An 18,068-nucleotide genomic window follows, 5' to 3' on the forward strand; every position below is an offset into this window, starting at 1 on the left:
CACAGCCCCGCGCCCCTGGCGGGGCGCTTCAGTCGCCGCGTCCTTCAGGACTGGACGTCCTCCGGGATCGAGACCACCCAGTGGGTTTCCCTGCGGGGGCGGAGGTAGAAGGCCCAGTAGAGGGTTGCCGCCGCTGTGATGCCGCCGGTCCACAGGAGGTAGGCCGTTTCCTGCTGGGTGAGGATGTAGGCGAGGACGGCGATGAGGAGGATCGGCATCGCCGGCCACAGGGGCATGCGCCAGGCCGGGGTGTGCTTGTGGGCGCCCCGGCGGGCCAGCAGGGCGGCGACGGCGACCAGGAGGTACATGCCGGTCACGGACACGCCCGTCACGCCGTACAGGGTGTCCAGGTTGACGAAGCAGAGCAGGGCACCGGGGACGCCGACGGCGAGGGTGGCCACCCAGGGGGAGCCGAACCGGCCCAGGCGGGAGAGGGCGCTGTTGACCGGCGCCGGCCACGCCTTGTCGCGGGCCGAGGCGAACAGGACGCGGGAGTTCTGGATGACCATGACGATGCCCGCGTTGATGATCGCGAGCGCCACGCAGAGACTGACGAAGGTGCCGACCGCGGAGTTGGACCAGGCGGTGACCATGGAGCTGATGTCGCCGCCCGTCAGTTCCTTGAGGTCGGACGCGCCCACGGTGATCGCCGCCACCGGGACCAGGATGATCACCGTGGAGATCGCGAGGGTGGCCAGGACCGTACGGGCGACGTTGCGGCGCGGGTTCTCCAGTTCCTCGGAGAGATAGACCGCCGTGGAGAAGCCCTGGGTGACGAAGAGGGCGATGGCCAGTCCGGAGACCACCAGCATCGCGGTGACGGTGGTGGTGTGGCCGCCCGCGTCCGCCACCTGCATCGAGGTGAGGCTGCCGGCTCCGCGGTGGCTGTGGGAGAAGCCCAGCACGGCCACCACGCCCGCCGCGATGACCTCCAGGACCAGGAAGATGCCGGTGATCCAGGCGTTCGCGCGCAGGTCCAGGAGGCCGGCGAGGGTCGCGAGCAGCATCACGCCGGCGCCGGTCATGGCGGGGTCCAGGTGGACGATCGGGGCCAGGTAGTCGGCCGTGCCCATCGCGATCACCGGGGGCACGATCATCACGACGAGGAGGGAGAGGACGAAGACCAGCCAGCCGGCCAGGCGGCCCGCCATCGTGGAGACCATCGCGTACTCGCCGCCCGCGCTGGGGATGAGCGTGCCCAGTTCCGAGTAGCAGAACGCCACGGCGATACAGAGGAGGGAGCCGATGGCGATCGTCAGGGCGGTGGCGGTGCCGAGGGACCCGAACAGGTCGGGCACGACCACGAAGAGCGTCGAGGCGGGGGTCACGCAGGAGAGGGTCAGAAGGGTGCCGCCGACCACGCCGATGGAGCGCTTGAGCGTCTTGGGACTGTCGGACACCTCGGGGAGGGCGGTCTCGACAGGGCGGAGCGTGTCGGTCATGCGGCGGTTCCGATCGCGTCGTTGCGGATGCCTCCGGCGGTTGGGCTGTGCTGCATGGAACCCCGACGAAAACCGCGGCGTCAATGGCTGTTTACCTTCGGATTCCGCACCCTTAAAGCGACGGGGGTGACATCGCATTCGCAGGGTCGAGCACGCGCATAGGGCAATCGCCAAGCCTTCCGATCGCATGACCTTGGTTTCGAAGGTCACGCGTCAAGAGTGCTTTAGTCATCCGTTTCATCCCGTCCACACGGGAACCGCAGCTCGGCCGATCAAAAAAAGTCGAGGCCGTCCGGATACCGGACGGCCTCGACTGGATCAGTCGGTCACTCTCAGTGGTTGCGCGGGAAGCCCAGGTCGACACCGGCCGGGGCCTCGGACGGGTCCGGCCAGCGGGTCGTGACGACCTTGCCGCGGGTGTAGAAGTGCGTGCCGTCGTTGCCGTAGATGTGGTGGTCGCCGAAGAGCGAGTCCTTCCAGCCGCCGAAGCTGTGGTAGCCGACGGGGACCGGGATCGGGACGTTCACGCCGACCATGCCGGCCTCGATCTCCAGCTGGAAGCGGCGGGCTGCGCCGCCGTCCCGGGTGAAGATCGCGGTGCCGTTGCCGAACGGCGAGGCGTTGATGAGCGCCACACCGTCCTCGTAGGTGTCCACGCGCAGCACGCACAGCACCGGGCCGAAGATCTCGTCCTGGTAGGCCTTCGCGGACGTGGGCACCTTGTCGAGCAGCGAGATGCCGATCCAGTGGCCGTCCTCGAAGCCGTCCACCGTGTAGCCGGTGCCGTCCAGGACGACCTCGCAGCCCTCGGCGGCCGCGCCCTCGACGTAGGAGGCCACCTTGTCGCGGTGGACCGCCGTGATCAGCGGGCCCATCTCCGACGCCGGGTCGTTGCCGGGGCCGATCTTGATCTTCTCGGCGCGCTCGCGGATCTTCGCCACCAGTTCGTCGCCGATGGAGCCGACGGCGACGACGGCCGAGATGGCCATGCAGCGCTCGCCCGCCGAGCCGTAGGCCGCGGAGACGGCGGCGTCGGCCGCCGCGTCCAGGTCGGCGTCCGGGAGGACCAGCATGTGGTTCTTGGCGCCGCCCAGGGCCTGCACGCGCTTGTGGTTGGCCGAGGCGGTGGTGTGGATGTGGCGGGCGATCGGGGTCGAGCCGACGAAGGAGACGGCCTTGACGTCCGGGTGCTCCAGGAGGCGGTCCACGGCCACCTTGTCGCCGTGCACGACGTTGAAGACACCGTCCGGCAGGCCGGCCTCGGCCAGCAGCTCGGCGAGCTTGATCGAGGCGGAGGGGTCCTTCTCGGACGGCTTGAGGACGAAGGTGTTGCCGGTCGCGATGGCGATCGGGAACATCCACATCGGGACCATCGCCGGGAAGTTGAACGGCGTGATGCCAGCGACCACGCCCAGCGGCTGGCGGATCGAGGAGACGTCCACGCGGCTGGCGACCTGCGTCGACAGCTCGCCCTTCAGCTGCACGTTGATACCGCAGGCCAGGTCCACGATCTCCAGGCCGCGGGCGACCTCGCCGAGCGCGTCCGAGTGCACCTTGCCGTGCTCGGCGGTGATCAGCTCGGCGATGGCGTCCCGGTTGGCGTCCAGCAGGGCGCGGAAGCGGAACAGGATCTCCGTGCGCTTGGCCAGCGAGGACTGGCCCCAGGTCGCGTAGGCCTCCTTGGCGGCCTGGACCGCCGCGTCGACCTCGTCGACCGACGCGAACGCGACCTTGGTGGTGACGGCGCCGGTCGCGGGGTCGGTGACCGGCCCGTACGTGCCCGACGCGCCTTCGACGGTCTTGCCGCCGATCCAGTGGTTGACGATCTTCGTCATGACCGGTTACTCCTTCACAGATGGCGGCGTCGGGTAGAGACGTGCCGTTCGTACAGCTCACGTGCCTTGACCGCGGACGCTCGGGTCGCGGTCTCGGCCACAGGTACATCCCACCAGGCCTGCGCGGGAGGCGGGCCCGACACAGTGTCGGCCGTTTCGGTCTCCACGTAGACACATGTGGGAGTGTCGGCGGCCCGCGCCTCGGCGAGCGCCGAGCGCAGGTCACGGACGGTCTTGGCGCGCAGGACGCGCATGCCGAGGCTGGCCGCGTTGGCGGCCAGGTCGACGGGGAGCGGGGCGCCGGTGAGGGTGCCGTCCGCCGCGGGGAAGCGGTACGCGGTGCCGAACCGCTCGCCGCCCACCGACTCGGAGAGTCCGCCGATGGAGGCGTAGCCGTGGTTCTGCACCAGCAGCACCTTGATGGCGGTCCCCTCCTGTACGGCCGTGACTATCTCGGTCGGCATCATCAGATACGTGCCGTCACCGACCAGCGCCCAGACGTTCCGCTCGGGCGCCGCGAGTTTCACCCCGATGGCGGCCGGGATCTCGTAGCCCATGCACGAGTAGCCGTACTCCAGGTGGTACTGGTCCCGCGACCGGGTCCGCCACATCCGGTGCAGGTCGCCGGGGAGCGAGCCGGCCGCGTTGACCAGGACGTCCGTCTCGTCGACGAGCGCGTCCAGAGCGCCGAGGACCTGCGGCTGGGTCGGCCGGATGTCCGGCTCCTCGGCCTCGTAGCAGGCGTCGACGCGCTGTTCCCAGCGCTCCTTGTCCTCGGTGTACTCGGTGACGTACGCATCGGCGGTGCGGTGGCCGTCCAGCGCCCGGCGCAGTTGCCCGAGGGCACTGCGGGCGTCGGCGATCAGGGGCAGGCCGGCGAGCTTGTGGCCGTCGTGGGGCGCGATGTTGAGGTTGAGGAAGCGGACGTCCGGGTTCTCGAAGAGGGTGCCGGAGGCCGTGGTGAAGTCGGTGTAGCGGGTGCCGACGCCGATCACCAGGTCGGCGGTGCGGGCGAGTTCGTCGGCGGTGGCGGTGCCGGTGTGGCCGACGCCGCCGACGTCCTGCGGGTGGTCCCAGCGCAGCGAGCCCTTGCCGGCCTGCGTGGAGGCGACCGGGATGCGGGTGGCTTCGGCGAACTCGGCGAGGACGGCTTCGGCGCGGCTGTGGTGGACCCCGCCGCCGGCGATGACCAGGGGGCGGCGGGCGCTCCTGATCGCCCTTGCGGCGGCGGCGAGTTCGACCGGGTCGGCGCCCGGCCGTCGTACCGTCCACACCCGCTCCGCGAAGAACTCCTCGGGCCAGTCGTACGCCTCGGCCTGGACGTCCTGCGGGAGCGCGAGGGACACGGCGCCGGTCTCGACGGGGTCGGTGAGCACGCGCATGGCGGCGAGGGCCGACGGGATCAGCTGCTCGGGGCGGGTGATCCGGTCGAAGAACCTCGACACCGGGCGCAGGGTGTCGTTGACCGACACGTCGGCGGCGTGCGGGACCTCGAGCTGCTGGAGGACCGGGTCGGCGGGGCGGGTCGCGAAGACGTCGCCGGGCAGGAGCAGCACCGGGATGTGGTTGATCGTCGCGAGGGCGGCGCCGGTGACCAGGTTGGTGGCGCCGGGTCCGATGGAGGTGGTGACGGCGTGCGTGGCGAGACGGTTCGACTGACGCGCGTAGCCGACGGCCGCGTGCACCATGGCCTGTTCGTTGCGGCCCTGGTGGTACGGCATCTCGTCCGCGTACTCGACGAGGGCCTGGCCGAGGCCGGCCACGTTGCCGTGGCCGAAGATGCCCCAGGTGGCGCCGATCAGGCGGCGGCGCTCGCCGTCGCGTTCGGTGTACTGGGCGGCGAGGAAGCGGACAAGCGCTTGCGCGACGGTGAGCCGTATCGTCATCGATACCCCTCGGTGTGATCCGGGTGGAAGCAGATCCGCCACTCCCGCGTCTCACCCGGCCCCGCCATGACGTTCAGGTAGTACATGTCGTGCCCGGGCTGCGCGATCGACGGGCCGTGCCATCCGTCGGGAACGAGCACGGCGTCGCCGGAGCGGACCTCGGCGAGGACGTCCGAACCGCCCTCACGGGAGGGGAATACGCGCTGATAGCCGAAACCGTTCGGTCCGTCGATCTCGAAGTAGTAGACCTCCTCCAGCTCCGACTCCTCGCCGGGCCGGTACTCGTCGTGCTTGTGCGACGGGTACGAGGACCAGTTGCCGCCCGGGGTGACGACCTCCACGGCGATGAGCTTGTCGCAGTCGAACGAGTCCGCGGAGGCGAAGTTGCGCACCTGCCGGGCGCTGGTGCCGCTGCCGCGGTCTTCGACGGGAACCTCCGGCGCGGGGCCGTAGCGGGCGGGGAGTCGTCGCTCGCACTTCGCTCCTGCCAGGGCGAAGCGGCCTCCCGCGCCGGAGGCGATCTGGACCTGGGCGTCCCGGGGCACGTAGGCGAAGTCGGAGACTCCGGCGAACACGCTCTCCCGGCCCAGGATCTGGAACTCTGTTCCCTCCGTTCGCACCGTACAACCGCCTGCCAGCGGAAGCACGATCCACTCACTGTCCCCCGTGGTGAACAAGTGGCTTCCACCGGGCGGCAGTTCGACGATCCGGAGGCTGCTGTGCGCCCAGCCGGCCCGCTTCGGGTCGATGTCGAGCACGTACTGTGCGTTGGCGGTCGAACCCTTGGTCAGGTGCAGCTCGTTCGTCGTCATCAGGGCCTCACAGCAGTCCTACGGCGGTGTCCACGGCGGCGGCCACGTCGCCGTCCGCCGGGTACAGCAGCGAGCGGCCGACCACCAGGCCGCGCACGGTGGGGAGTTGGAGGGCGCTGCGCCACTTCTCGTACGCACCGTCCTGGTCATCGCCCACTTCGCCGCCGAGCAGCACGGCGGGGAGTGTGGACGTCTCCATGACCTGGGCCATGTCGTCGGGGTTGTCGGTGACCGGCACCTTGAGCCAGGTGTAGGCCGAACTCCCGCCGAGGCCCGAGGCGATGGCGATGGACCGGGTGACCGCCTCGGCGGACAGGTCGTTCCTGACCTTGCCCTCGGGGGTGCGGCTGCTGATGAACGGCTCGACGAAGACCGGCAGCCGGTGTGCGGCCATGTCGTCGATGGCGCGGGCGGTGGACTCCAGGGTGGTCAGCGAGCCCGGGTCGTCGTAGTCGATCCGCAGCAGCAGCTTGCCGGCGTCGAACCCGAGGCGCTGTATGTCCTCGGCGCGGTGGCCGGTGAACCGGTCGTCGAGTTCGAAGCGGGCGCCCTGCAGTCCGCCGCGGTTCATCGAGCCCATGACGACCTTGCCGTCGAGGACGCCGAGCAGCAGCAGGTCGTCGAGGATGTCGGCGGTGGCGAGGACGCCGTCGACGCCGGGCCGGGACAGCGCCAGGCAGAGCCGCTCCAGCAGTTCCGCCCGGTTGGCCATGGCGAGCCTGTCGCCGCCCACGCCGAGGGCGCCGCGGGCCGGGTGGTCGGCGGCGACGATCATCAGCCTGCCGTCCTCGTCGAGGAGCGGGCGGCGGCTTCGTCGCGCGGCCGCCTCGGCGATGGCCTCGGGGTGGTGGGTGCGGGTGTGGACCAGGGCGGCGATGTCCACGCCCGGCTGCTTGGCGGGGGCCGCGGCGTCGTGGTGCGCGCCCGCGACGCGGCCGGCCCTCACAGCACCGCTCCGGCGGCGAGCGCGGCCGCGATCTCGTCGCGGGTCGGCATGGCGGAGGAGCACTCCAGGCGGGAGGCCACGATGGCGCCGGCCGCGTTGGCGTGCCGCATGATCTTCTCCAGGTCCCAGCCTTCGAGGAGGCCGTGGCAGAGGGAACCGCCGAAGGCGTCACCGGCGCCGAGTCCGTTGAGGACGTTGACGGGCAGCGGCGGCACCTCGGCGGAGTCGCCGTCGCGGTTGACGGCGAGGACGCCCTTGGGCCCCTGCTTGACGACGGCGATCTCGACCCCGGCGTCCAGCAGCGCCTGGGCGGCGGCCTGCGGCTCGCGCACGCCGGTCGCCACCTCGACCTCGTCGAGGTTGCCGACGGCGACGGTGGTGTGCTTGAGGGCCTCGGCGTAGAAGGGGCGGGCCGACTCCGGGTCGCTCCAGAACATCGGCCGCCAGTCGAGGTCGAAGACGGTGGTCCCGGCCTTGGCGCGGTGGGCGAGGGCCGCGAGGGTCGCCGTACGGCTGGGCTCCTCGCTCAGGCCGGTGCCGGTGACCCAGAAGATCCGGGCTTCGCGGACGGCGTCGAGGTCCAGGTCGTGGGCGTCGATCTCCAGGTCCGGGGCCTTGGGCTGCCGGTAGAAGTACAGCGGGAAGTCGTCCGGCGGGAAGACCTCGCAGAAGGTGACCGGGGTGTTCAGTCCGGGCACGGCGGTGACCCAGCGGTCGTCCACCCCGAAGTCGCGCAGCGCCTCGTGCAGGTAGCTGCCGAAGGCGTCCTGACCGGTGCGGCTGATGACGGCGGTGTTCCGGCCCAGGCGGGCGGCGGCCACGGCCACGTTCGTCGCCGACCCGCCGAGGAACTTGCCGAAGGACGACACCTGGGCGAGCGGGACACCGGTCTGGAGCGGATAGAGATCCACCCCGATCCGCCCCATGGTGATCAGGTCGTACGCCATCGGTTTCCCTTCGTCACGGCTCTCCCCCGGTTTGTAGTCCTGGACAGGAGGTCGTGTCAATGGTTTGTCCGGACATTCGGACGAGACGATGCCGACAAGGCGGATCCGGAGCGCCGGGTGCGGCCCGCCCACACCGGCCCACGCATGTCAACGCGCCCCGCCGACACACCGGCGCGCGTCTGTGCCCCAGCCGTGTCACAAACACCTCTCTTGTGTCACACATGTCGCGCCTACGCGGGTTCTCGGTCACACCAGGCCCACAGCCGCTTGCCCACAGTCACTCTCCGTCGTTGACCGGGCACAGGCTTTGTGATCGCCAGCGCAGCGCCCGGCTCCCCCGACGACCGCCTCCGGTCGCCCCCGCGGTGCGCGCAGGGAGGTGCATCTCATGACCGACCGACGGCTCTGGTCCTACAAGGAGATCGCGGCACACATCCGGGTGCAGCCCGACACCGTCCGCTCCTACCGCAAACACGGGCTGCTCCCGCCACCCGACCACGTGGAGGGCGGCAAGCCCTACTGGTACGCCGACACGGTCCGCGCCTGGGTCGCCTCCCGGCCGGGCAACAGAAACCGCAGAGATGCCTGAACCGCGGCCGGCGGGGCGCTCAGGCCCACGGCTCGATGACCGTCACCCCGGCCCCCGGGGCCCCGCCCATCGCCGCCAGGGCCCGCGGCGCCGCGTCCAGGGTGATCGTCGAGGTCACCAGGAGGTCGGGGCGGAGGGTGCCCGCGCGGACCAGTTCGAGCATGGCGGGGTAGGCGTGCGCCGCCATGCCGTGGCTGCCGAGGAGTTCCAGTTCCAGGGCGAGCGCACGCGCCAGCGGTACGGGGGTGGTGCCGTCCGGGGACGGCAGCAGGCCCACCTGGACGTGACGGCCGCGGCGGCGCAGGGAGTTGACCGAGGCGGCGGCGGTGGGCGGTGAGCCGAGGGCGTCCAGGGAGAGGTGGCTGCCGCCGGCGGTCAGCTCGCGGACCGTCGCCGCCGGGTCGTCGCCGCGCCCCGCGTCGACGCAGTGCGCCGCGCCGAACCTCCTTGCCAGGTCCAGGGCTTGGGCCGACACGTCGACCGCGACCACCCGCGCCCCGGCCGCCGCCGCGATCATCACCGCCGACAGGCCCACGCCTCCGCAGCCGTACACCGACACCCACTCCCCCGCCGCGACCCTGCCGCGCTGCACCACCGCGCGGAACGCCGTCGCGAAGCGGCAGCCCAGGGAGGCGGCCGTCGCGTACGACATGCCCTCCGGGATCGCCACCAGGTTCACGTCGGCGTGGTCCAGGGCCACGTACTGGGCGAAGGAGCCCCAGTGCGTGAAGCCGGGCTGGGTCTGGCGTTCGCAGACCTGCTGGTCGCCGGCCGCGCACGACGGGCAGCCGCCGCAGGCGCAGACGAAGGGGACGGTGACCCGGTCGCCGGGGCGCCAGCCGGTCACGGCGGCACCGGTCTGCTCGACCACGCCGGCGAGTTCATGGCCGGGCACGTGCGGAAGCGTGATGTCCGGGTCGTGGCCCGCCCAGCCGTGCCAGTCGCTCCGGCACAGGCCGGTGGCCTCGACCCGGACCACCACTCCGTGCGGGGCCGGGCGGGGGTCCGGCACGTCCCGTACCTCGGCGGGGGCGCCGTAGTGGTCGAAGACGACTGCTCGCATGCGCGGGTGCTCCTTCCGGGGGCTCCGCGAAGGCTAAGCGGCATGAGGGGCGCGGTGCAGCACCGGTTCCGGGCTCGCCGCGGCCGGCGGTGGCGGAACGGCGGCCGTGGGGCCCTCGGACACGCGACGGAGCCGCCTGCCGGCGCGTCCGTGCGCGCCGGACCCCCCGCCCGGTCTCCGCCGAATCCGCGCCGTGCGTGACACCGCCCGGGCCGGGGCGAGTCCTCATACCCGCTCCGGACTGCGACATTCGGCGCATATGCCTAGAGTGCGGGTAATCGCCTCACTCCCGTTCCGTCAGCCCCGATCCGCCATGCGCCGCCCGCGCCCGCAGGAGCACCCAGGGGGACCCCGCCGTGACCCACTCTCCGTCGCCCCGTCGGCCGCAGGCCCGTATCCCCGGTCCGCAGCAGCCGCCACCGCCGTACCCCCGTATCCGCACCGGCCTGTGGAAGCGCTGCCTCGGCGGCGGGCTCGCCCTGTGGGCGCTGACCGCGGTGGTGACGTACGCGACGGGGGACACCACGCTGCTGCCGACGCTCATCCTGCTCGGCAGCTTCCTCGTCCCGGTCGCCTTCGTGCTGTGGGCCTACGAGCGGCACGCCCGCGACCTCGGCGTCAGCGCGATCCTCGGCTGTTTCCTGACCGGCGGCACGCTCGGGGTGCTGGGCGCCTCGGTGATGGAGTCCTACCTCGTCCGCCCCTCCTGGGGGATGTTCGCCGCCGTCGGCCTGATCGAGGAGGCGGTGAAGCTCGGCGCGCTGATGTTCGTGCTGCGCCGGCTGCCCGGGATCCGGGGTATGCGGGCCGGGCTGGTGCTCGGCGCCGCCGTCGGCCTCGGGTTCGCGGCCCTGGAGAGCGCCGGCTACGCCTTCGACGCGGCGGTCTCCACCGACGGCATCGACCTGCGGGCGCTGATCGAGACGGAGACCCTGCGCGGGGTGCTCGCCCCCTTCGGGCACGGTCTGTGGACGGCGATCGCCGGCGGGGTCCTGCTCTCCTGCCGCCGCCCGAACGGCCGCTTCCTGATCACCACCCCGGTCGTGGGCGCCTACCTCGGTGTCGCCCTGCTGCACGCCCTGTGGGACTCCACGCACGGCATCGCGATCTGGCTGGTGGCCCAGCTGGCGGGTACCGGACTGGACCGGCGGTTGTTCGCCGAGGGGTACATCCCGCGCCCCACGGCCGCACAGGAACACCTCTTCACCCTGTTCTCGGTCGGTCTGCTGGTGCTCGTCGCGCTGCTCGGCATCGCCTGGGTGCGCTCGCTGGCGCGCCGGGACCCCTCTTGGAGAAATACCCCCTAGGGGTATAGTGTGAAAACAGTGGGGTTCCCTCGCGAGCCCCACCGGCCCCACACGCCTCCACGAGGAGAACGACATGACCGCCCAGACCGACACCCAGGGTTCCGTGACCGCCGTCTACAAGGTGACCGGCATGAGCTGCGGACACTGCGAGGGTTCCGTCTCCGCCGAGATCTCCGAGCTGCCCGGCGTCAGCTCGGTGAAGGCCGTCGCGTCCAGCGGTGAGGTCACCGTCGTCTCCGCGGGCCCACTCGACGAGGAGGCGGTCCGCGCCGCCGTCGACGAGGCGGGCTTCGAACTCGTCGGCAGGGTCTGACCCCGTCGAAGCCGCGGCCGGTACCCGCAGCACCACGCAGCACCCGCAGTACGTACGACGGAAACGTATCTCTCCGCCGGGCCGTGCCGACCAGCTGATACTGGCTCCATGCGGTCCGGTCCGTTGTCTGGAGTCCGGACATGACCAGCACCACCACCGCAGAGACACGGATAGCCGAGCCGGCCCCCGGCCCGACGGCCGAGGTCGAGCTGCTCATCGGCGGAATGACCTGCGCCTCCTGCGCGGCCCGGGTCGAGAAGAAGCTCAACCGCATGGACGGCGTCACCGCCACGGTGAACTACGCGACCGGGAAGGCGAGGGCCACATACCCCGGGGGGGTCCAGGTCGCCGACCTGATCGCCACGGTCGTGAAGACCGGGTACACCGCCGAGGAGCCCGCGCCCCCGGAGCCGGCACAGGAACCGGAACCGCAGGACCGGGCCGAGCGGGATCCCGAACTCGCCGCCCTCCGCCATCGCCTGGTCGTCTCCGCCCTGCTGGCCGCGCCGGTGGTGCTGCTCTCCATGGTTCCGGCGTGGCAGTTCGACAACTGGCAGTGGCTGTCCCTGACGCTCGCCGCTCCGGTCGTCGTCTGGGGCGGCCTGCCGTTCCACCGGGCCGCCTGGACCAACGCCCGGCACGGCGCGGCCACCATGGACACCCTGGTCTCGGTCGGCACGCTGGCCGCGTTCGGCTGGTCGCTGTGGGCGCTGTTCTTCGGTGAGGCGGGCATGGCCGGCATGCACGACGAGTTCCGGTTCACCGTCTCCCGGACGGACGGCGGCATGGGGGGCGCGTCCTCGATCTACCTCGAGGTCGCCTCCGGGGTCGTCGCGCTGATCCTGCTCGGCCGCTATCTGGAGGCCCGCTCCAAGCGGCGGGCGGGGGCGGCCCTGCGGGCGCTGATGGAGCTGGGCGCCAGGGACGTGGCGGTGCTGCGGGCCGGACGTGAGGTCCGGGTCCCGGTGGCGTCGCTGGCGGTCGGCGACCGGTTCGTCGTACGGCCCGGGGAGAAGATCGCGACCGACGGGACCGTGGTCGAGGGCGCCTCGGCGGTGGACGCCTCGATGCTGACCGGCGAGTCGGTGCCGGTGGACGTGACCGTGGGCGACGCCGTCACGGGCGCGACCGTCAACGCGGGCGGGCGGCTGGTCGTCGAGGCCGGCCGGGTCGGGGCCGACACCCAGCTCGCGCGGATGGCGCGGCTGGTGGAGGACGCGCAGAACGGCAAGGCCGAGGTGCAGCGGCTCGCCGACCGGATCTCCGCCGTCTTCGTGCCCGCCGTCATCCTGATCGCGCTCGCGACCTTCGGGGTCTGGCTCGGTGTCACCGGTGACACGGCCGCCGCGTTCACGGCCGCCGTCGCCGTGCTGATCATCGCCTGCCCGTGCGCCCTGGGCCTGGCCACGCCGACCGCGCTGATGGTCGGCACCGGGCGGGGCGCGCAGCTCGGCATCCTCATCAAGGGCCCGGAGGTGCTGGAGTCCACGCGCCGCGTCGACACCGTCGTGCTCGACAAGACGGGGACGGTGACCACCGGGCGGATGAGCCTCCAGGAGGTGTACGTCGCCGCCGGCACCGAGAAGGACGAGGTGCTGCGGCTCGCGGGCGCCCTCGAACACGCCTCGGAGCATCCGGTGGCGCGCGCGATCGCCGCGGGGGCCGAGGAGCGGGTCGGGGCCCTGCCTGCGGCCGAACACTTCGAGAACGTCCCCGGGCGGGGCGTACGCGGGCGCGTGGACGGCCGTGAGGTGGCCGTGGGGCGCCTCTTCGACGCCGTACCGCGGGAGTTGACCGCCGCCCGCTCCCGGGCCGAGGAGGAGGGCCGTACGGCCGTCCTGGCTGGCTGGGGCGGCGAGGCCCGCGCCGTTCTCGCCGTCGCGGACACGGTCAAGGAGACCAGCGCCGAGGCGGTGCGCGAACTGCGGGGCCTCGGGCTGACGCCGGTGCTGCTGACCGGGGACAACCGGGCGGTGGCCGAGGCGGTCGCCCGCGCGGTCGGGATCGACTCCCAGGACGTGATCGCCGAGGTGCTGCCCGAGGAGAAGGCCGACGTCGTACGACGGCTGCAGCGCGAGGGGCGCACGGTCGCCATGGTCGGCGACGGCGTCAACGACGCGGCCGCGCTGGCCACCGCCGATCTGGGGCTGGCGATGGGCACGGGGACGGACGCGGCGATCGAGGCCGGCGACCTGACCCTGGTCCGCGGCGACCTGCGGGTGGCGGCGGACGCGATCCGGCTCTCCCGGCGGACCCTCGCCACCATCAAGGGCAACCTCGTGTGGGCCTTCGGCTACAACGTGGCCGCGCTCCCGCTGGCCGCCGCGGGACTGCTCAATCCGATGATCGCGGGGGCCGCGATGGCCTTCTCCTCCGTGTTCGTGGTGACCAACAGCCTGCGGCTGCGCACCTTCCGCTGAAAGTTACCGCCGGTTCGCGGCAGTCGATGCAGAAGTCCCCCTGGAGTCCAACGCGCACCTCACATAAGCTCTTCACAAGGCTCGCGCATCATCCTTACGCTTGAGCTCCGATCGCCGTATCGGGGCTCTTGCGCATCTAACGGACATATGCAAGAGACGCAGATCACAGTGATGCGAACGTAACCATCGAAGGGGTTCGAAGGTCTAAGTTGGCGATGTCAGACCAGCGTCTTGGGGGGCGCTGACCTGGCATCTGGGGATGTCTTGGGGGACTTCCTCAGAGATGCGTTGCCGGGACACGTACGACGGGAAGCTTTGAGCGGCCCTCCCGTGCGGTACGGGTCCCGGCAGATCGCACCGCGTCACTGGAGCACGACACGCAGTACGGCGAGTTCTGCTCGTTGTGCTCAAAGCAGCGAATTCAGGCGCTGCCATACCGAGCGCCCGGCCGGATCCCGTGGGGGGAATCCGCACCGGGACACGGGAAGGCGCCCTGGTCGCCGGCCCGTGGGGGGACCGGCGCTCCAGGGCGCCTTCTGCTGTGCGCGTGCGGTTTTCTGCCGTGCCTGTACGTTCTCCGCCGCGTTCCGCTGTCCGTGCGGCGGGGGCACCGATGACGGCGGTGCCCCCTGACCGGTGACGGCTGGTGTCAGCGCTCCTCGACCGGCACGAAGTCGCGCTCGACGACACCCGTGTAGATCTGACGCGGGCGGCCGATACGGGAACCCGGCTCCTTGATCATTTCCTGCCACTGGGCGATCCAGCCCGGCAGCCGGCCGAGGGCGAACAGGACCGTGAACATCTCGGTCGGGAAGCCCATCGCGCGGTAGATCAGGCCGGTGTAGAAGTCGACGTTCGGGTAGAGGTTGCGCGAGACGAAGTAGTCGTCGGAGAGCGCGTGCTCCTCCAGCTTCAGCGCGATGTCCAGCAGCTCGTCGGACTTGCCGAGCGCGGAGAGGACGTCGTGCGCGGCGGACTTGATGATCTTGGCGCGCGGGTCGAAGGACTTGTAGACCCGGTGGCCGAAGCCCATCAGGCGGACGCCGTCCTCCTTGTTCTTCACCTTGCGGATGAAGGAGTCGACGTCACCGCCGTTGGCCTGGATGCCCTCCAGCATCTCCAGCACGGACTGGTTGGCGCCACCGTGCAGGGGGCCCCACAGGGCGGAGATGCCGGCCGAGATCGACGCGAACATGTTCGCCTGCGACGAGCCGACCAGGCGGACCGTCGACGTCGAACAGTTCTGCTCGTGGTCGGCGTGCAGGATCAGCAGCTTGTCCAGCGCCGAGACGACGACCGGGTCCAGCTCGTAGTCCTGCGCCGGCACCGAGAACGTCATGCGCAGGAAGTTCTCCACGTAGGAGAGGTCGTTGCGCGGGTAGACGAACGGGTGGCCGACCGACTTCTTGTACGCGTACGCGGCGATCGTCGGGAGCTTGGCGAGCAGACGGATGGTGGAGAGGTCGCGCTGCTTCGCGTCGAACGGGTTGTGGCTGTCCTGGTAGAAGGTGGACAGCGCCGACACCACCGACGACAGCATGGCCATCGGGTGGGCGTCGCGCGGGAAGCCCCGGTAGAAGTTCTTGACGTCCTCGTGCAGCAGGGTGTGCCGCGTGATCTCGTTCTTGAACGTGGTCAGCTCGTCCACGGTCGGCAGCTCACCGTTGATCAGCAGGTACGCCACCTCCAGGAAGGTGGAGCGCTCCGCCAGCTGCTCGATCGGGTAGCCGCGGTACCGAAGGATGCCCGCCTCACCGTCGAGGTAGGTAATGGCGGATTTGTAGGCGGCAGTGTTGCCGTACCCGCTGTCCAGGGTCACCAGACCGGTCTGGGCGCGGAGCTTCCCGATGTCGAAGCCCTTGTCGCCGACGGTGCTGTCGACCACCGGGTAGGTGTACTCGCCGTCGCCGTACCGCAGTACTACAGAGTTGTCGCTCACGTCTTCCCTCACCGACGTAGTGCCTCATCTTCGAGGTGCCCTGACTGTCTCTACCATCCCCCATTTGGCTCAGGAGAGTGCACTCGGGGTCGACCATTAGGCCCATCGACGGCACTCAGTGCCGCCAACCTGCTCATCCTGCCCCCTCGTCTCGCCATCTGGAAGTGGTCTGTGACCTTCACGACTCATTTGATCGATCATTTTTTGTGATGGCCCTCGGCACGTCACCTATGCGCCCCTATGCGCCGCCGCGGAGCCGGAAGTCCAGTGCCGTACAGCGCCGGCCCGCCGACACCGTGCGCACCGCCTGACCGATCGCCTTGCGTGAACCGACCAGGACGACCAGCTGCTTGGCCCGGGTGACCGCCGTGTAGAGGAGGTTCCGTTGGAGCATCATCCAGGCACCGGTGGTGACCGGGATCACCACGGCGGGATATTCACTTCCCTGCGAACGGTGGATGGTCACCGCGTAGGCGTGGGCCAGTTCGTCCAGTTCGTCGAACTCGTACGGGACCTCCTCGTCCTCGTCGGTCAGCACCGTGAGGCGCTGGTCGACCGGGTCGAGCGAGGTGACCACGCCCACGGTGCCGTTGAAGACACCGTTCTTGCCCTTCTCGTAATTGTTACGGATCTGGGTGACCTTGTCCCCGACCCGGAAGACCCGCCCGCCGAACCGCTTCTCGGCGAGGTCGGGACGGCCGGGCGTGATGGCCTGCTGCAACAGACCGTTGAGCACGCCCGCGCCCGCCGGCCCCCGGTGCATGGGCGCGAGCACCTGCACGTCCCGGCGCGGATCGAGCCCGAACCGGGCCGGGATGCGGCGGGCCGCGACGTCGACGGTGAGCCGCCCGGCCTCCTCCGTCTCGTCCTCCACGAACAGGAAGAAGTCCTTCATCCCTTCGGTGACGGGGGTCTGTCCCGCATTGATCCGGTGCGCGTTGGTGACCACCCCCGACTGCTGGGCCTGCCGGAAGACCCGGGTGAGACGGACGGCGGGGAGCGGACTGTCCTCGGCCAGCAGGTCCCGGAGCACCTCCCCCGCCCCGACGCTGGGCAGTTGGTCGACGTCCCCGACGAACAGCAGGTGCGCACCGGGCGGTACGGCCTTCACCAGCTTGTTGGCGAGGAGCAGGTCCAGCATCGACGCCTCGTCGACCACCACCAGGTCGGCGTCCAGCGGCCGGTCCCGGTCGTAGGCCGCGTCACCGCCGGGCTTCAGCTCCAGCAGGCGGTGCACGGTCGACGCGTCCGCACCGGTCAGCTCGGCGAGCCGCTTGGCGGCACGGCCGGTCGGGGCGGCGAGCACCACCTTGGCCCGCCTGGCCCGCGCCAGCTCCACGATCGACCTGACGGTGAACGACTTGCCGCATCCCGGCCCGCCGGTCAGCACGGCGACCTTCTCGGTCAGCGCCAGCTTGACGGCGGCCTCCTGCTCGGGGGCGAGGTCGGCGCCGGTGCGGTCCTTCAGCCAGGCGAGCGCCTTGTCCCAGGCGACGTCCCTGAACGACGGCATCCGGTCGTCGCCGGTGCGCAGCAGCCTCAACAGCTGGGAGGCGAGCGCCACTTCGGCGCGGTGGAAGGGAACGAGGTAGACGGCGGTGACGGGTTCGGCGTCGGGGGCGGGCCCGGGCAGCTTCTCCCGTACGACACCGGGGTCCTCCCCGTCCTCGGGCGGCGCGGCCAGTTGGGCGAGACAGTCGATGACGAGACCGGTGTCGACCTGGAGCAGCTTGACCGCGTCGGCGATCAGCCGCTCCTCGGGGAGATAGCAGTGCCCCTGGTCGGCGGACTGCGACAGGGCGTACTGCAGCCCCGCCTTCACCCGCTCCGGACTGTCATGGGGAATCCCCACCGACTGGGCGATCTTGTCAGCGGTGAGGAACCCGATGCCCCAGACGTCGGCGGCGAGCCGGTAGGGCTGGTTCTTCACGATGGAGATCGAGGCGTCGCCGTACTTCTTGTAGATGCGCACGGCGATCGAGGTGGACACCTCGACGGTCTGCAGGAAGAGCATGACCTCCTTGATCGCCTTCTGTTCCTCCCACGCGTCGGCGATCTTCCTGGTCCGCTTCGGCCCGAGCCCCGGCACCTCGATGAGCCGCTTGGGCTCCTCCTCGATGATCCGGAGGGTGTCCACCCCGAAGTGCTGGGTGATCCGGTCGGCGAACACCGGCCCGATCCCCTTGACCAGCCCGGACCCCAGATAGCGTCGTATGCCCTGGACGGTGGCCGGCAGCACGGTGGTGTAGTTCTCCACGGTGAACTGCTTGCCGTACTGGGGGTGCGAGCCCCAGCGGCCCTCCATCCGCAGCGACTCCCCCACCTGCGCGCCGAGCAGCGCGCCGACGACGGTGAGGAGATCACCGGCGCCTCTGCCGGTGTCGACGCGGGCGACCGTGTAGCCGTTCTCCTCGTTGGCGTAGGTGATCCGTTCGAGTACGCCTTCGACGGTGGCGAGCCGTCGTTCGCCGGTGGGGGTCCCCGTCTGCTGAGCCATGAACCGACGGTACCGGTGGGGACTGACAGGGGCGGCGGCCGCCGGGGGTTACGCGTGGGCGCTGATCACACC

The 18,068-nt window shown here is 70.9% G+C and carries 13 protein-coding genes; 4 read left to right on the forward strand and 9 right to left on the reverse strand.

Features of this window, described 5'->3' with window-relative positions:
- Positions 1-44 precede the first annotated feature (44 nt).
- From ACZ4N4_RS05560 to iolC, 6 genes are all read right to left on the reverse strand, one after another.
- Positions 45-1,442 (reverse strand): APC family permease, encoded by a 1,398-nt coding sequence (locus tag ACZ4N4_RS05560; protein ID WP_453577392.1) that lies wholly within the window; start codon positions 1,440-1,442, stop codon positions 45-47.
- Positions 1,443-1,774: 332 nt separating this feature from the next.
- Positions 1,775-3,277 carry a CoA-acylating methylmalonate-semialdehyde dehydrogenase gene (gene mmsA / locus ACZ4N4_RS05565; protein WP_467584713.1) on the reverse strand — a complete coding sequence of 501 codons (1,503 nt, stop codon included), beginning with the start codon at positions 3,275-3,277 and terminating at the stop codon, positions 1,775-1,777.
- 14 nt (positions 3,278-3,291) lie between these two features.
- Positions 3,292-5,163 carry a 3D-(3,5/4)-trihydroxycyclohexane-1,2-dione acylhydrolase (decyclizing) gene (iolD, locus tag ACZ4N4_RS05570; RefSeq protein WP_467584715.1) on the reverse strand — a complete coding sequence of 624 codons (1,872 nt, stop codon included), beginning with the start codon at positions 5,161-5,163 and terminating at the stop codon, positions 3,292-3,294.
- Positions 5,160-5,975, reverse strand: coding sequence for a 5-deoxy-glucuronate isomerase (gene iolB / locus ACZ4N4_RS05575; RefSeq protein ID WP_467584718.1), 816 nt, complete (start codon positions 5,973-5,975; stop codon positions 5,160-5,162). The genes iolD and iolB overlap by 4 nt, the downstream gene beginning before the upstream one ends.
- Positions 5,976-5,982: 7 nt before the next feature.
- Positions 5,983-6,858, reverse strand: coding sequence for a Cgl0159 family (beta/alpha)8-fold protein (locus ACZ4N4_RS05580; protein WP_453577409.1), 876 nt, complete (start codon positions 6,856-6,858; stop codon positions 5,983-5,985).
- A gap of 59 nt (positions 6,859-6,917) precedes the next feature.
- A complete protein-coding gene (iolC, locus tag ACZ4N4_RS05585; protein WP_467584720.1) occupies positions 6,918-7,868 on the reverse strand; it encodes a 5-dehydro-2-deoxygluconokinase in 951 nt (316 codons plus the stop codon).
- A gap of 388 nt (positions 7,869-8,256) precedes the next feature.
- Here iolC and ACZ4N4_RS05590 point away from each other — a divergent pair, with 388 nt between their 5' ends.
- Positions 8,257-8,457, forward strand: a complete 201-nt coding sequence (locus ACZ4N4_RS05590) for a helix-turn-helix transcriptional regulator (protein WP_365800935.1) — start codon at positions 8,257-8,259, stop codon at positions 8,455-8,457.
- 19 nt (positions 8,458-8,476) lie between these two features.
- Here ACZ4N4_RS05590 and ACZ4N4_RS05595 read toward each other — a convergent pair whose 3' ends face one another.
- Complete coding sequence (locus tag ACZ4N4_RS05595; protein ID WP_467584723.1) at positions 8,477-9,520, reverse strand: zinc-binding dehydrogenase; 1,044 nt, start codon at positions 9,518-9,520, stop codon at positions 8,477-8,479.
- Positions 9,521-9,876: 356 nt separating this feature from the next.
- On the opposite strand from ACZ4N4_RS05595, the gene ACZ4N4_RS05600 reads away from it, so the two are divergent.
- From ACZ4N4_RS05600 to ACZ4N4_RS05610, 3 genes are all read left to right on the forward strand, one after another.
- Entirely contained in the window at positions 9,877-10,827 is a 951-nt protein-coding gene (locus ACZ4N4_RS05600) for a PrsW family intramembrane metalloprotease (RefSeq protein WP_467584726.1), read from the forward strand.
- A gap of 73 nt (positions 10,828-10,900) precedes the next feature.
- Positions 10,901-11,140: a heavy-metal-associated domain-containing protein gene (locus ACZ4N4_RS05605; RefSeq protein ID WP_453577370.1), complete on the forward strand. Its 240-nt coding sequence runs from the start codon at positions 10,901-10,903 to the stop codon at positions 11,138-11,140.
- Positions 11,141-11,280: 140 nt separating this feature from the next.
- Positions 11,281-13,560 carry a heavy metal translocating P-type ATPase gene (locus ACZ4N4_RS05610; protein ID WP_467584729.1) on the forward strand — a complete coding sequence of 760 codons (2,280 nt, stop codon included), beginning with the start codon at positions 11,281-11,283 and terminating at the stop codon, positions 13,558-13,560.
- 649 nt (positions 13,561-14,209) lie between these two features.
- Here the strand turns inward: ACZ4N4_RS05610 and ACZ4N4_RS05615 are convergent.
- Complete coding sequence (locus tag ACZ4N4_RS05615; protein WP_351690840.1) at positions 14,210-15,499, reverse strand: citrate synthase; 1,290 nt, start codon at positions 15,497-15,499, stop codon at positions 14,210-14,212.
- Positions 15,500-15,737: 238 nt separating this feature from the next.
- Entirely contained in the window at positions 15,738-17,996 is a 2,259-nt protein-coding gene (gene recD2, locus ACZ4N4_RS05620) for an SF1B family DNA helicase RecD2 (RefSeq protein WP_467584734.1), read from the reverse strand.
- Positions 17,997-18,068: the final 72 nt, after the last annotated feature.

It is taken from the genome of Streptomyces sp. NPDC026538 (assembly GCF_055567535.1).

What these genes read in the sequence shown, in the direction of transcription:
- ACZ4N4_RS05605 (WP_453577370.1), top strand. Translation starts at nt 10,901, where the DNA reads ATGACCGCCCAGACCGACACCCAGGGTTCCGTGACCGCCGTCTACAAG.
- recD2 (WP_467584734.1), bottom strand. Translation starts at nt 17,996, where the DNA reads ATGGCTCAGCAGACGGGGACCCCCACCGGCGAACGACGGCTCGCCACC.
- iolC (WP_467584720.1), bottom strand. Translation starts at nt 7,868, where the DNA reads ATGGCGTACGACCTGATCACCATGGGGCGGATCGGGGTGGATCTCTAT.
- ACZ4N4_RS05560 (WP_453577392.1), bottom strand. Translation starts at nt 1,442, where the DNA reads ATGACCGACACGCTCCGCCCTGTCGAGACCGCCCTCCCCGAGGTGTCC.
- ACZ4N4_RS05595 (WP_467584723.1), bottom strand. Translation starts at nt 9,520, where the DNA reads ATGCGAGCAGTCGTCTTCGACCACTACGGCGCCCCCGCCGAGGTACGG.
- ACZ4N4_RS05610 (WP_467584729.1), top strand. Translation starts at nt 11,281, where the DNA reads ATGACCAGCACCACCACCGCAGAGACACGGATAGCCGAGCCGGCCCCC.
- iolD (WP_467584715.1), bottom strand. Translation starts at nt 5,163, where the DNA reads ATGACGATACGGCTCACCGTCGCGCAAGCGCTTGTCCGCTTCCTCGCC.
- iolB (WP_467584718.1), bottom strand. Translation starts at nt 5,975, where the DNA reads ATGACGACGAACGAGCTGCACCTGACCAAGGGTTCGACCGCCAACGCA.
- ACZ4N4_RS05590 (WP_365800935.1), top strand. Translation starts at nt 8,257, where the DNA reads ATGACCGACCGACGGCTCTGGTCCTACAAGGAGATCGCGGCACACATC.
- mmsA (WP_467584713.1), bottom strand. Translation starts at nt 3,277, where the DNA reads ATGACGAAGATCGTCAACCACTGGATCGGCGGCAAGACCGTCGAAGGC.